Origin of the sequence: Devosia lacusdianchii, assembly GCF_022429625.1 — a bacterium.
Lineage (GTDB): Bacteria > Pseudomonadota > Alphaproteobacteria > Rhizobiales > Devosiaceae > Devosia > Devosia lacusdianchii.
The window spans coordinates 36282-49895 of record NZ_CP092483.1; the positions used below are offsets into that span (position 1 = coordinate 36282).

Below are 13614 nucleotides of genomic sequence, written 5' to 3' on the forward strand. Positions count from 1 at the left end.
GTCCATGACCACAACCACGACCATAACCAGCCTCGGCCATAAGGGCGAAGGCGTTGCCGAGATTGAGGACAGGAAGGTCTTCGTGCCACTGGCCCTGCCCGGGGAAACGGTCGAGATCGAGGTGGATGGCGATCGGGGGACGCTGCTGGGTGTCGTCACGCCAGCCGCCAATCGCGTCGAGCCGTTCTGCCCGCATTTCGGCGCCTGCGGTGGTTGCCAGCTCCAGCACATGGACCGGCCCAGCTACGAGGCGTTGAAGATATCGCTGGTCGAAACGCCGCTGCGCTTTGCCGGCATCGACCAGCAGGTCACCCGTTTTGTCGATGCGGCGGACGATGGTCGCCGCCGGGCGACGCTGCATGCGCGCCGGGAAGGCGCTGGCTATATGCGGCTTCGCAGCCATCAGGTGCATGACCTCGATGCCTGCCCCATCCTGGTGCCGGGCCTGGCCAAGGCCCCCGATATTGCCCGCGCCGTGATGCAGTCGGTGGGCGAGGCCGATGTGAGTTTCACCGCGACGCTGTCCGGACTCGATGTCGCCATCCGCACCGAGAAGAAGCAGGCGCGAGCCGATCGCGTCGCCCCGCTGGTCGCCCGGTTCAAGCTGGCGCGGCTGGCGCTCAATGGTGAAATGGTGCTGCAGGCGCAGCCACCGGTGGTGGAAATGGGAAAGGCCCGCGTCGAGCCGCCCATCAGCAGCTTTCTGCAGGCGACGGCGGCGGCCGAGCAGGTGCTGTCAGACTACGTGATTAACGCCGTGGGGAAGGCCAAGACCGTCGCCGACTTGTTCTGCGGCGTAGGCCCCTTCGCACTAAGGTTGGCGGAAACCCGCCCGGTGGCGGCTTTCGACAGCGACAAGCCAGGCATCGCCGCCCTCGACAAGGCCCGGCGCTTCACCAAGGGCCTGCGCGAAATAACCGCCAAGGCGCGCGACCTGTTCCGCGATCCGCTGACGCAGTTCGAGCTCAATTATGAGGCCGTGGTACTCGATCCACCGCGGGCCGGCGCCGAGGCGCAGGTGCGCGAACTGGCCAAGTCGAAGGTCCGGACCGTGGTGATGATCGCCTGCGACGCCCGCACCTTTGCCCGCGACGCGGCAATCCTGGTGGCCGGCGGCTATGCCATGAGCAACCTCGTGGCGGTCGACCAGTTCGTCTATTCGATCCATGTCGAAATTGCTGCCACATTTACGCGCTAGTTCACGATTGGCATTTCAACGCAACCATACTGGGATGGTCGCGTTGGCCTACGTCAATCAACATAAACTAGCGACGACCTGGGGCGGGTGTGGTCGCGTGGAGAGATCCCATGCGCATTCTCAAGACGACTTTGGCTATCGGTGTGCTCTGTGCAGCCACCGCGTTTCCAGTATTTGCAGCCACGGGCACGCCCGACGGCACGTTTGTCGATAGCTACGGCACATCCTTCCAGTTTTCGCTCTGCGGTGACGGAACGGCGCTGTGCGGCGTGCTGACCAATCTCGAAGGCCAGTCGGCCACTGAGGAGAACCTGGCCTTTGTCGGTAAGCAGGTGATGCAGGCCGAGCAGGTTGCCCCCAATCAGTGGAAGGGTGCGCTGACTGCCGGTGGCATCAGCGCTGAGGCAACTGTGACCATGACCAGCCCTGACACAATCGACATCCAGGGCTGCCGCGCGGCAATCCTCTGCCAGACGCTGACCTACAAGCGCGTCTCGTAATCGATAGCACGGAATGCAAAAACCCCGGCAGGACCGGGGTTTTTCTTTGTCAGCAGACGGTTGCGACGCGCTCCTTGATCACCGCGAGCACCTCATCGCCGGGGCGCTTCCACCAATTGTCCTGGCTGAATATTTCCACTTCCTGCGGGCCGAAAAATCCCGCGTCCTCGATCATCTTGCGGATGGCTTTGAGGTCGATGACACCATCGCCCATCATGCCGCGATCAAGCAGCATATCCTTGGTCGGCACCAGCCAATCGCAGATGTGATGGGCGAAGATGCGCTTCATCCGACCAGCCCGGGCGATGGCTTGGGCGAGATAAGGGTCCCACCAGACATGGTAGACGTCGATGGCGACGCCGACGGTTTCGCCCAGCGTCTCGCAGATATCGAGCGCCTGATCGATGGTGTTCACACAGGCCCGGTCGGCGGCGTACATGGGATGCAGGGGCTCGATGGCGATCTTGACGCCGCTGGCCTTGGCATGCGGCAGCATGGCGGCGATGCCGTCGATGACCATCTGACGGGCGCCCGGCAAATCCTTGGAACTGCCCGGTAATCCGCCGACCACCAGCACCAGGCAGTCGGCATTGAGTGCTGCCGCTTCGTCGATGGCGCGGAGGTTATCGTCGATCTGTGTCTGGCGGCCGGCGGCGGTTTCGGCTGGGAACATGCCGCCGCGGCAGACGCCGCTGACTTGCAGTTTGTTGTCGCGGACGATGCGGGCGGCTTCGGCCAGACCAATGGCGGCGATCTGGTCACGCCAGGGGGAAATGGCGGTGATTCCCGCCTTGAGGCAGCCATCGACCGCCTCGGCAAAGCCCCAGACCTGGCGGGTGGTGGCCAGGTTCAGCGAGATAGCGCGTTGGGTCATTGCGTTAGCACACTGTTAACGTTGAGCACCGCCTGCATGCGTTTTACCGCCAATTCCGGATCGGCCAGCACCCGCGCCTTGTCGGCCAGCCGGAACAGCTCGCTGAGGTGCTGCACCGAGCGGGTCGATTGCTGTCCGCCGATCATCTGGAAATGGTCCTGGAGGCCATTGAGATAGGCCAGGAACACCACGCCGGTTTTGTAGAACCGCGTTGGCGCCGCGAAGATGTGGCGGCTGAGCGGTACGGTGGGTTCGAGCAGGTCGAAGAACTCGTTATTGTTGCCCTTGCCGAGGGCCGCCAGACCGGCCGAGGCGGCAGGGGCGATGGCGTCGAAAATGCCCAGCAGGGCATGCGAATAGCCTTGATCGTCACCGGCGATGAGTTCGGCATAGTTGAAGTCGTCGCCGGTATACATCTTGACCGAGGCCGGGAGGCGCCGGCGCATGGCAATTTCCTTCTCGGCCGAGAGCAGCGAAATCTTGATGCCATCGACATTGTTCGCATTGGCCGCGATGACGTCGAGGCAGACATCCATGGCCTTGTCGTGGTCAATATTGCCCCAATAGCCCTGGAGGGCGGGATCGAACATCTCGCCCAGCCAGTGCATCACCACCGGCTGCTTCACCTGGCTGAGGATGCGGCCATAGACGCGGGCGTAGTCGTCGGGTGACCTGGCGGCGGCGGCGAGGGCGCGCGAGGCCATCAGGATGACGCGGCCACCCTGGGCTTCGACAAAGCCGACCTGCTCTTCATAGGCGGCGATGATCTGGTCGATCGTAACATCGGGGCCGGGGGCCAGATGGTCGGTACCGGCGCCATAGGCGATGAGCGCATCGTCACGGGTGCGGGCCTCGGCCTGGGCGCGGCGGATCAGCTCCTGCGCTTCCGTCCAGGTAAGACCCATGCCGCGCTGCGCGGTATCCATGGCTTCGGCAACGCCGAGGCCGAGGTCCCACAGGCGGTGGCGGAATTTGAGGGTGGTGTCCCAGTCGATGGCAGGGGTGAGCCAGGGGTCGTTATTGGCCAAGGGGTCGGCGACGACGTGAGCGGCAGCGTAGGCGATGCGGGAGAAATCCGTGGCCTTGTGGCGGACGAAGGGAATGGGCTCGCCGGTCAGCGTATAGGGCGCGATGGAGCGGTCTGGGTTGGGCAGGTTGATTGTGGTCATATGCGGGGCTCCGGAAGGCCCCCTCACCCGGCGCTGCGCGCCGACCTCTCCCCCAAAGGGAGAGGGTGAAGAGGGCACTGTGGCTGGTCTTGCGACACCTCTCCCTCTGGGGGAGAGGTCGGCCCAACGGGCCGGGTGAGGGGGCCTTCGCCCCGCGGATCAAAACTCCAGCTTCGGCACGTCGAGCCAGCGGCGTTCGGCCCAGCTCTTGAGGCCGAGTTCGGCGAGCTGCACGCCCTTGGCGCCGGCTTCAAGGCCGTATTCCCAGTGTGCGTCTTCGGCGACGTGCTTGAGGAACATTTCCCACTGTGCCTTGAAGCCGTTCTGGGCCGGCCAGTTATCCGGGACTTCTTCCCAGTCGTTGAAGAAGTTCATGGTCTGCGGCTGGTCGGGGTTCCACACTGGCTTGGGCGTGTTGACGCGATGCTGCGTCCAGCATTTGTGCAGGCCCGCCACGGCTGAGCCTTTGGTGCCATCGACATGGAACGTCACGAGGTCGTCGCGACGGACGCGGGTGGTCCAGCTCGAATTGATCTGGGCGATTACGCCGCCTTCAAGCTCGAAGGTGGCGTAGGCCGCGTCATCGGTATCGGCCTTGTAGCGATTGCCCTTCTCGTCGACGCGCTCAGGAATATGGGTAGCGCCGAGGCACGATACGGCCTGCACTTCGCCGAACAGGTTATCGAGCACATAGCGCCAGTGGCACAGCATATCGAGGATGATGCCGCCGCCATCGGCCTTGCGATAGTTCCAGCTCGGACGCTGCGCCGGCTGCCAGTCGCCCTCGAACACCCAATAACCGAACTCGCCGCGCACCGAGAGAATGTCGCCGAAGAAACCGCTGTCGCGCAGCATCTTGAGCTTCATCAGGCCGGGCAGAAACAGCTTGTCCTGCACCACGCCATGCTTGAGGCCCGAGGCGCGGGCGGTCTTGGCAAGGTTGACGGCGATGTCGAGGGAATCGGAGGTCGGCTTTTCGCAATAGACATGCTTGCCTGATGCCAGGGCCTTTTCGATCAGGCTGGCGCGCATCAGCGTCGTGCCGGCGTCGAAGAAGACAGTGTCATCCGGGTTGGCGAGGACGGCATCGAGATCGCTGCTCCAGCGCTTGATGTCGTGCTTCTTGGCCAGCCGCTCGATCTTGTCGGCGTCGCGGCCGACAATGATCGGGTCCACCACCAGCCGGTCGCCATTGGACAGCACAACACCGCCCTGATCGCGGATGGCGAGGATGGAGCGCACCAGGTGCTGGTTATAGCCCATGCGTCCGGTGACGCCGTGCATGATCAATCCGAGCCGCTTCTCTGCCATTCGCCATCCTCCATACCGCATCCAGCGGTGTAACTGTTTAGTTACTTAGCTACACGGCGACGGGCCATGTCGTCAAGCGGCATGCAAGCTTGTATGATCACTGTAGGCGGAGAGGCCCAAAAACCGGGTCGCTATTTACCCCGCTGGCCGGCGCTGGTATCTGATGGTGAGGACGCGCGGGGTAACCGGCCCGTTCGCATGTGGGGAAATATGGACCAGCGAGTCGCGGAAAAAGAGGCGCCGCAAAAGCGGGCGCGCAATTCGGCCAAGACCAAGGCGGCGATTCTGGTCGCCGGACGGGCCGAGTTTGCCGAGCGTGGCTTCGAGGGCGCGCGGGTGGATGCCATCGCCGCGCTGGCCGGCGCCAACAAGCGGCTGCTCTACCACTATTTCGGCAATAAGGAAGACCTTTATCGCGCTGTATTGCTCGACGCCTACCAGGAGATCAGGCGCGGCGAGCGGGCGCTGAGCCTCGATCAGTTCGGCCCGGTGGACGCCATGGACCGGCTGGTGCGCTTCACCTTCCGGCACTTCCTCGCCAATCCCTGGTTTCCGCGCCTCCTGGGTACGGAGAACATCGAGAATGCCCGGTTTCTAAAAACCCTGCCTGATATCCAGGCCATCCACTCGCCACTGGTCGGGCAGATCACCACCATCGTCAATCGCGGCGCCGATGCCGGCATTTTCCGCCGCGATGTCGATCCGGTGCAGCTCTATATTTCCATCGCCGCCTTGGGCTTTTTCTACGTCTCCAACATGGCGACGCTGTCGGTCATCTTTGCCCGCGATCTCAGCGGCATCGACATGGTGCAGGAGCGCGAGTCGCAGGCGGTGCAGATGGTGCTCGACTACCTACGGACCAAGCCGGCCTGAGGCCTTTGGCGCTGTCACAATGGCGGCAGCACCGCCCTGGCTGCGGTGCGGAGAGCGTCCAGCAGTTCGGCCACCCGGGCTTCCTCGGCGCGTTCGGTCAGCACATAAATGCCGATCCTGCTGAGCGGCGTCGGCTCATTGAGCTCAATGCGCACCAGCCCGCGCCGGATGAACTCGTCAGCCATCACGTCGGTATGCCCCAGCACGGCATCGCTGCGCTCGACATAATCCAGGCAGGCCGTCAGCGAATTGGAGGCAAAGATGTACTTGCCCTGGTCGAACGGAGCGCTGCCGGTCGTGGTGCGGTTCCAGGTCTCGAAGAAGCGCTGGTGCCGGGTTTCGGGTAGCGAACCGCTCACCGCGGGATAGGCCTCGATCTCGGCCATGCCGCGCGGGCGGCCAAGCAGCGGGTGGCCGACCCGGCAGAAATAACCCTGGCCGACACGGGAGAGTGGAATGAACTTCGCGCCCGTGCTGCGGTTGAGCCCCTCGATCTCATGGGCGACGAAGAGCGAAATGTCGCCGCTCAGCAATTGATCCATGCAGCGCAATTGATTGCCCAGGCTCACATGGATGCGGGCATTGGGGTAACGGGCGGAGTAATCGATCGCCATGTCGCGGATGAACAGGGTCCACCACGAATAGCCCGAGCCGATGCGCAGGCCCTGCTCGGTGCGGCCGCGCTGATGGGCAATGGCACTGAGCGTGTTGTCGTAAAGCCGGCGCATCAAGCGGGCATTCTGGTAGAGGGTTTCGCCATATTCGGTCAGCTCGACGCCGCGCGAGGAGCGTAGCAGCAGGGGCACGCCCATGGTCTCTTCGAGCTTGCGCATGTTGAAGGTCAGCGTCGGCTGGGTGACGAAAAGCGCGGTGGCGGCGCCGCTGATCGTGCCAGCATCAGCCACGGCGAGAAATTGATTGAGCAGCTTGTCCATCGCACCGTCCCATAGAGTTTATCTATATTGGATACGATATTTCGTATTTTTCTTTTGGTACAGACTGCGTCAGTCTCTCCCTCAACAAGGCAAACGCCGAGCAGCGGCGGCCGAGGAAACAAACTGAAACACCAGCGGAAGGCCTAGCGTATCCAGGCGCGGGAAGCGGCGATGTGATCGTTTCCCATCTTCCATACAAGTCGGTTGCCTCGTCCCAAACTGGTATGCTATGCCGTAACTGACTAGTTATTTGCGCAGCTTGCGCTGGGAGAAATCCGAAAAAAGCGCGCCTGATATCGCATTCTGGCCGCGCAGGCATGTAACTGGTTGGTGATTTGGTAGCGGGGAGGCTGCCGTGTCGCCTTTGTACCGCGCCAGCGGACACGACAATTTTGGGAGGAAACCGAATGACTGTTCGTTTCGATAGACGCAAATTCCTGATGGGTAGCTCTGCCCTCGTCGCGGCCGGCGCCGCCGGCGTCATGCCAGCCTGGGCCCAGGCCTCGAACCTGCGCCTCACCTTCTGGGGTGGTCAGGCCCGTGCCGACCGCACCTATGCGGTGACCGATCTTTACAAGGCCGCCAAAGGCACCGACGTCGAAGGCGAATTCCTCGCCTGGAACGATTACTGGCCCAAGCTGGCGACCCAGACCGCCGGCGGCAACGCCCCCGACATTATCCAGATGGATTACCGCTACATCGTCGAATACGCCAACCGCAACGCCATTGCGCCGCTGGATGGATTCGTCGGCGGCGTGCTCGATCTGTCGACCTTCGACGAAGATCAGCTCGCGGGCGGCAAGGTCGGTGACAAACTCTACGGCATCTCGCTGGGCGCCAATTCGGTGGCTGCGCTGGTCAATTCGGTGGCCTTCGAGGAAGTCGGAATCGACATGCCGACCAATGCCTGGACCTATGATGACCTGATGACCATCGGCGAGGCGTTCAACACCGCCAATGTCCGTGGCGGCATGAAGGCGATTGCCGACGGCTCCTATTCGGAGCCCATGCTGGATAACTGGCTGCGCCAGCGCGGCAAGGCCCTCTACACCGCCGATGGCAAGCTCGGGTTCGATGAAACCGATGCCATCGAATGGTACACGATGTGGAACAAGCTGCGCGACGCCGGCGTCTGCGTTTCCGCCGAAGACCAGGCGATCGATACCGGCGCGGTGGAAACCACCATGCTGGTGCTGGGCAAGGCGGCCATAATGCCGTCCAACTCCAACCAACTCGTCGGCTTCCAGGCCCTCGTGCCCGACAAGCTCGGCATGATCGGCTATCCGCGTATCGCTGCCGGCGTCGGTGGCGGTCACTACCGCAAGCCTTCGATGTTCTTCTCGATTGCCGGCTCGTCCGCCAATAAGGAGGCCGCCGCAGACTTCCTCAACTTCTTCATCTCCGATGCGGAAGCGGCCAAGGCGCTTGGCGTGGAACGCGGCATTCCCTGCATTCCGGCCACCCGCGACATCGTCGCCCCGACTCTCGACGAGCAGAGCCAGATCGCTCTGAACTTCGTGGCCAATCTGGGCGATCTGCTCGGCGAGCTGCCGCCGCCTCCGCCGGCCTCTGCCGGTGAAATCGACGCTTCGCTGATCCGTACTTTGGGCCAGGAAGTCGGCTTCGGCGCCAAGACGCCCGAGCAGGCTGGTCCCGAGCTGATCAGCGGCGCCAACGACATCCTCAGCCGGGCATAAGCTATGACCGCGCGCTCCCTTGAATCGGGCGCTCCCGCAAGGGAGCGCGCGGCCTCTCCGTCGCTCTGGTCGAGGATCTGGCAGAACGATGCTCCCGGCTACCTGTTCCTCTTGCCCTGGCTGGTCGGCTTTCTCGGCCTGACCATCGGGCCGATGGTGACCTCGCTCTATCTGAGCTTCACTGATTTCGATCTGTTGACCACGCCCGACTGGGTCGGCGCCAACAATTACATCCGCATGTTCACCAACGATCCCAAGTTCTGGGCATCGATGCGCGTGACCATGTTCTTCGTCATCTTCTCGGTCCCCCTCAAGCTCGCCTTTGCGCTGGCCGTGGCCATGCTGCTCAATCGCGGCATCAGGGGCCTGCCTATGTACCGGGCTCTGTTCTATCTACCGAGCCTGCTCGGCGCATCGGTGGCCATTGCTATCCTATGGCGCCAGATTTTCGCCGGCGACGGCCTGGTCAACCAGTTCCTGTCGGTGTTCGGCATTGCCGGACCAAGCTGGATTTCCAACCCCAAGACCTCGCTGTGGACGCTAATTATCCTCAGCATCTGGCAGTTCGGTTCGCCGATGATCATTTTCCTCGCCGGCCTGCGCCAGATTCCGCAGGACATGTATGAGGCGGCCAGTCTCGACGGCGCCAGCAAGTGGCGGCAATTCGTCAAGATCACGCTGCCGCTGCTGACCCCGGTCGTGTTCTTCAACGCCATCATCCAGACCATCGAAGCATTCAAGAGCTTCACGCCCGCCTTCATCATCTCGGGCGGCACCGGCAATCCGATCAATTCGACGCTGTTCTACACGCTCTACCTCTACCAGGAGGCCTTCGGCTTCTTCCGCATGGGTTACGCCTCGGCGCTGGCCTGGGTGCTGCTGGCCCTGGTCGGCATCTTCACCGCCTTCTCGTTCCTGACCAGCAAATACTGGGTGCACTACGATGAGTGATGTTCCCGCCAAGCTCACCGTGGTCACCGGCGCCGAACGGCCCGGCCGCAAGCGGCTGACCTCCATCCTGATCCACGTGGCCCTGCTCGCCGCCTCGGTGCTGATGCTGTATCCGCTGCTGTGGCTGCTGGCGGCGTCGTTCCGCCCGGAAAACGAGATCTTCACCTCGGCCAGCATCTGGCCGAGCGCCTGGAGCCTCGATGCCTATATCCGCGGCTGGAATGGGCTGCGCACCAGCTTCGGCACCTTCTATCTCAACAGCTTCATCATTTCGGGTCTGTCGGTGGTCGGCAATGTGCTGGCCTGCTCGATGGCGGCCTATGCCTTTGCCCGGCTGAACTTCAAGTTCAAGAACTTCTGGTTCGCCATGATGCTGCTGACGCTCATGCTGCCCTATCAGGTGACGCTGATCCCGCAATATGTGCTGTTCCGCCAGCTCGGCTGGGTCAACACCTTCCTGCCCCTGGTTGTGCCGAAATTCCTCGCCGCCGATGGCTTCTTCATCTTCCTCATGGTGCAGTTCTTCCGCGGCCTGCCCAAGGAGCTGGACGAGGCGGCCCAGATGGACGGCTGCTCGCCCTGGCGCATCTATTGGCGCATCATCATCCCGCTCTCCATGCCGGTGCTGGCGACCGCCGCCATCTTCACCTTCATCTGGACCTGGGACGACTTCTTCGGACCGCTGATCTACCTCAGCGAAATGAAGTCATACACCGTGATGCTGGGCCTGCGCACCTTCACCGACAGCACGGGCGAAAGTGACTATGGCGGGCTCTTTGCCATGAGTGTGCTCAGCCTCGTGCCGATCTTCCTGTTCTTCCTCTTCTTCCAGCGGCTGCTCATCGAGGGCATCGCGACCACCGGCATGAAACGCTAGACCCAAGAAACGCAATGCAATGACTGACATCAACTTTGCTGCCATCGGCATCAACCACGCCCATATCTACGGCCAGGTAGAGTGCCTCAAGCGCGCCGGCGCCCGCTTCGTCGCCTTCCACGCCGTGGAAGACGACCTTGCCAAGACCTTCGGCGAGAAGTTCCCGGAGGCCAGGCGCGTTGCCGACCCCAAGGAAATCCTTGAGGACGCCTCCATCGCCATCATCACCACGGCCGCCATTCCGGCTGATCGGGCGGCGATCTCGATCGCGGCGATGCAGCATGGCAAGGACGTTCTCTCCGACAAGCCTGGCATGACCACCTTTGCCCAGCTCGACGAGATCAAGCGGGTGCAAAAGGAGACTGGCCGCATCTATGGCGTGCTCTATTCCGAGCATTTCGAGGTGCGCGCTACAGTCGAAGCCGGCAATCTGATCGCGCAAGGCGCCATCGGCAAGGTGATCAACACCGTGGGCCTCGGCCCGCATGCTATCCGCCTCAACCAGCGGCCCGAGTGGTTTTACAACCGCCAGCGCTATGGCGGCATTCTCTGCGACATTGCCAGCCATCAGTTCGAACAATTCCTGTTCTTCTCCGACGCCATGGATGCCGAAGTAGTCTCCGCCAGCGTCGCCAACAGGGCTCATCCCGACAAGCCGGGCCTGCAGGATGTCGGCGACGTGCATCTCAAGTCGGCCAATACCTCGGGCTATATCCGCGTCGACTGGTTCACCCCCGACGGCCTGCCCACCTGGGGCGACGGGCGGCTGACCATCCTGGGCACCGAGGGCTATATCGAGCTGCGCAAATATATCGACATTGCCGGCCGGCCCGGCGAAAATCACCTCTTCATCGTCAACAAGGAAGGTCCGCGCCATATCGACTGTTCCGGTGTCGATCTGCCCTTCGGCCGCCAATTCCTGGACGATGTTCGCAACCGCACCCAGACGGCGATGCCGCAGGAGCGGTGCTTCAATGCAATGAAACTGGCGCTGACGGCGCAGCAATTGGCCGAACGGGGCACGGAGTGGGCGCAATGAGTAAGATCTTCAACGTCGCGGTCATCGGTGTCGGCATCGGCCGCAGCCATATCGTCGAGGGCTATGTGCCCAATGCCGACAAGTTCAAGGTGCTCGCCCTCTGCGACCTCAATGTCGAGCGCATGACGCCCATTGCCGATGAATTCGGCGTCGAGCGCCGCGTCACCGATTTCGATGACGTCTTGGCCATGGACGATATCGACATCATCGATATCTGTACCCCGCCCATGCTGCACCACCCCATGGTGATGGCCGCGCTCAAGGCGGGAAAGCATGTGATCTGCGAGAAGCCGCTGGTCGGCTCGCTCAGCCAGGTCGACGAGGTGATGGCGCAGGAAAAGGTCAGTAAGGGCAAGCTTATGCCGGTGTTCCAGTATCGCTTCGGCGACGGCATCGAGCAGGCCAAGGCCATCATCGATGCCGGCATTGCCGGCAAGCCCTTCGTCGGCACGGTGGAAACCATGTGGCGGCGTGGACCGGACTATTACGCCGTGCCCTGGCGCGGCAAGTGGGCCACCGAACTCGGCGGCGTGCTGATGACCCACGCCATCCACCAGCACGACCTCTTCACCTATCTGATGGGCGACGTACGGCGCCTCTTCGGTCGCGTCGCCACCCGCGTCAATCCGATCGAGGTGGAAGACTGCGTCACCGCCAGCCTCGAACTGGCCAATGGCGCGCTGGGCAGCTTCACCGCCACGCTGGGCTCGTCCGATGACATGACCCGCATCCGGCTGGCCTTCGAGAACGTGACCTTCGAAAGCGACCATGCCGCCTATAATCCCGGCGGCAAGCCCTGGACCATCCAGCCGCGCAATGCCGAGACCGCCGAAAAGATCGACGCCCTGCTCAGGAACTGGCAGCATGTGCCATCGCGGTTTGAAACGCAGATGGCCCGCTTCCATGACGCGTTGATGGGCACAAGGCCAATGCCGGTAACGTCAGCCGACTCGCGCCGGGCACTCGAAATCGTCACCGCCTTCTATCATTCCTCGACGACCCACGAGGATGTGGTGCTGCCGATCGCGACTCAACATCCCTGCTACCAGAGCTGGGTTCCCGCCCAGTTCCGCGCTGCCTGAGGAGACTGCCATGTCGACCAACATCGAGCTGCGCCAGATCGTCAAAGCCTATGGCGATATCGAAGTCATCCACGGCATCGATCTCAATATCGATCCGGGCGAGTTCACGGTGTTTGTCGGCCCCTCGGGCTGCGGCAAGTCCACCCTGTTGCGGATGATTGCCGGGCTTGAGCCGATCAGCGGGGGAGACCTCTTGATCGACGGGCAGCGCATGAACGATGTGCCGGCCGCCCGCCGCGGCATCGCCATGGTGTTCCAGAGCTACGCGCTCTATCCGCATATGGACGTCTACCAGAACCTGGCCTTCGGGCTCGAAACTGCCAAGATGCCCAAGGCCGAGATCGCGGTGCGGGTAGCAAAGGCGGCCGAAATTCTCAAGATCGAGCCGCTGCTGCGTCGCAAGCCAAAGCAGCTCTCGGGCGGCCAACGCCAGCGCGTTGCCATCGGCCGCGCCATCGTGCGCGAGCCCAAGATTTTCCTCTTCGACGAACCGCTCTCCAACCTTGACGCCGAACTGCGCGTGCAAATGCGCGTTGAGATCGCCAAGCTGCACAACGATCTGGGTAACACCATGATCTATGTGACCCACGATCAGGTGGAGGCCATGACCATGGCCGACAAGATCGTGGTGCTGCGATCAGGCGTCATCGAGCAGGCCGGCGCGCCGCTCGAGCTCTATAACAATCCCAAAAACCTGTTTGTCGCCGGCTTTATCGGCAGCCCGAAGATGAACTTCCTCGCCGCTGCCGCCGAAGCTGGTGCCGTGCGGACCGCCGGCAACCTGGTTGACCTCAAGCGCCCGGCCGAGGGCGTGAAGACGCTCGGCGTGCGCCCCGAACATATCACCATCGCCGACGGTTCGGGTGTCAAGCTGGCCGACGTGCGGGTGGATCTGGTCGAAAATCTCGGCGGCCAGACCGTGGTCTATGCCACGACGCCGGACAACCAGCCGCTCAATATCGTGCTCGAAGGCCAGCGTCCCGTGGCGCTGGGCTCGACCGTCGCCGCCCATATCGATCCGGCGCGGGTCCACCTGTTCAATGCCGAAGGAAGCGCGATCTAGCGTCACGCCTCCTGAGGTGTCGGTTTCCCCTCGCCGCAATCGTCT

13 protein-coding genes are annotated in these 13614 nt (G+C 62.6%); 9 read left to right on the top strand and 4 right to left on the bottom strand.

Annotation, left to right across the window (positions count from 1 at the left end):
• Positions 1–4: 4 nt before the first annotated feature.
• On the top strand, positions 5–1198 hold the full coding sequence (locus tag MF606_RS00175) for a class I SAM-dependent RNA methyltransferase (protein ID WP_240231413.1): 1194 nt from the start codon (positions 5–7) through the stop codon (positions 1196–1198).
• A gap of 110 nt (positions 1199–1308) precedes the next feature.
• On the top strand, positions 1309–1698 hold the full coding sequence (locus MF606_RS00180; protein WP_240231414.1) for a hypothetical protein: 390 nt from the start codon (positions 1309–1311) through the stop codon (positions 1696–1698).
• 49 nt (positions 1699–1747) lie between these two features.
• Here MF606_RS00180 and MF606_RS00185 read toward each other — a convergent pair whose 3' ends face one another.
• The 3 genes from MF606_RS00185 to MF606_RS00195 form a co-directional block, all read right to left on the bottom strand.
• Entirely contained in the window at positions 1748–2572 is an 825-nt protein-coding gene (locus tag MF606_RS00185; RefSeq protein ID WP_240231415.1) for a sugar phosphate isomerase/epimerase family protein, read from the bottom strand.
• Complete coding sequence (locus tag MF606_RS00190) at positions 2569–3741, bottom strand: dihydrodipicolinate synthase family protein (protein WP_240231416.1); 1173 nt, start codon at positions 3739–3741, stop codon at positions 2569–2571. The genes MF606_RS00185 and MF606_RS00190 overlap by 4 nt, the downstream gene beginning before the upstream one ends.
• Before the next feature lie 159 nt (positions 3742–3900).
• The gene (locus tag MF606_RS00195; RefSeq protein WP_240231417.1) at positions 3901–5052 is read right to left on the bottom strand and encodes a Gfo/Idh/MocA family protein; all 1152 of its coding nucleotides are present in this window, start codon (positions 5050–5052) and stop codon (positions 3901–3903) included.
• A 210-nt stretch (positions 5053–5262) separates the two neighbouring features.
• On the opposite strand from MF606_RS00195, the gene MF606_RS00200 reads away from it, so the two are divergent.
• Positions 5263–5925: a TetR/AcrR family transcriptional regulator gene (locus MF606_RS00200; protein ID WP_240231418.1), complete on the top strand. Its 663-nt coding sequence runs from the start codon at positions 5263–5265 to the stop codon at positions 5923–5925.
• Between the two features lie 14 nt (positions 5926–5939).
• Here the strand turns inward: MF606_RS00200 and MF606_RS00205 are convergent, their stop codons facing one another.
• On the bottom strand, positions 5940–6860 hold the full coding sequence (locus tag MF606_RS00205) for a LysR family transcriptional regulator (protein ID WP_240231419.1): 921 nt from the start codon (positions 6858–6860) through the stop codon (positions 5940–5942).
• A 407-nt stretch (positions 6861–7267) separates the two neighbouring features.
• Between MF606_RS00205 and MF606_RS00210 the strand changes: the two genes are divergently transcribed.
• Genes MF606_RS00210 through MF606_RS00235 form a run of 6 tightly spaced genes read left to right on the top strand, consistent with a single transcriptional unit; the run spans position 7268 to position 13569 of the window.
• Entirely contained in the window at positions 7268–8557 is a 1290-nt protein-coding gene (locus MF606_RS00210) for an ABC transporter substrate-binding protein (RefSeq protein WP_240231420.1), read from the top strand.
• A 3-nt stretch (positions 8558–8560) separates the two neighbouring features.
• Positions 8561–9508 (top strand): carbohydrate ABC transporter permease, encoded by a 948-nt coding sequence (locus tag MF606_RS00215; RefSeq protein ID WP_240231421.1) that lies wholly within the window; start codon positions 8561–8563, stop codon positions 9506–9508.
• Positions 9501–10385 carry a carbohydrate ABC transporter permease gene (locus MF606_RS00220; protein ID WP_420842229.1) on the top strand — a complete coding sequence of 295 codons (885 nt, stop codon included), beginning with the start codon at positions 9501–9503 and terminating at the stop codon, positions 10383–10385. The genes MF606_RS00215 and MF606_RS00220 overlap by 8 nt, the downstream gene beginning before the upstream one ends.
• A gap of 19 nt (positions 10386–10404) precedes the next feature.
• Complete coding sequence (locus MF606_RS00225; protein WP_240231422.1) at positions 10405–11424, top strand: Gfo/Idh/MocA family protein; 1020 nt, start codon at positions 10405–10407, stop codon at positions 11422–11424.
• Positions 11421–12506, top strand: coding sequence for a Gfo/Idh/MocA family protein (locus MF606_RS00230; RefSeq protein WP_240231423.1), 1086 nt, complete (start codon positions 11421–11423; stop codon positions 12504–12506). Before MF606_RS00225 ends, MF606_RS00230 begins: the two co-directional genes overlap by 4 nt.
• A gap of 10 nt (positions 12507–12516) precedes the next feature.
• Positions 12517–13569 (top strand): ABC transporter ATP-binding protein, encoded by a 1053-nt coding sequence (locus MF606_RS00235; protein WP_240231424.1) that lies wholly within the window; start codon positions 12517–12519, stop codon positions 13567–13569.
• Positions 13570–13614 lie beyond the last annotated feature (45 nt).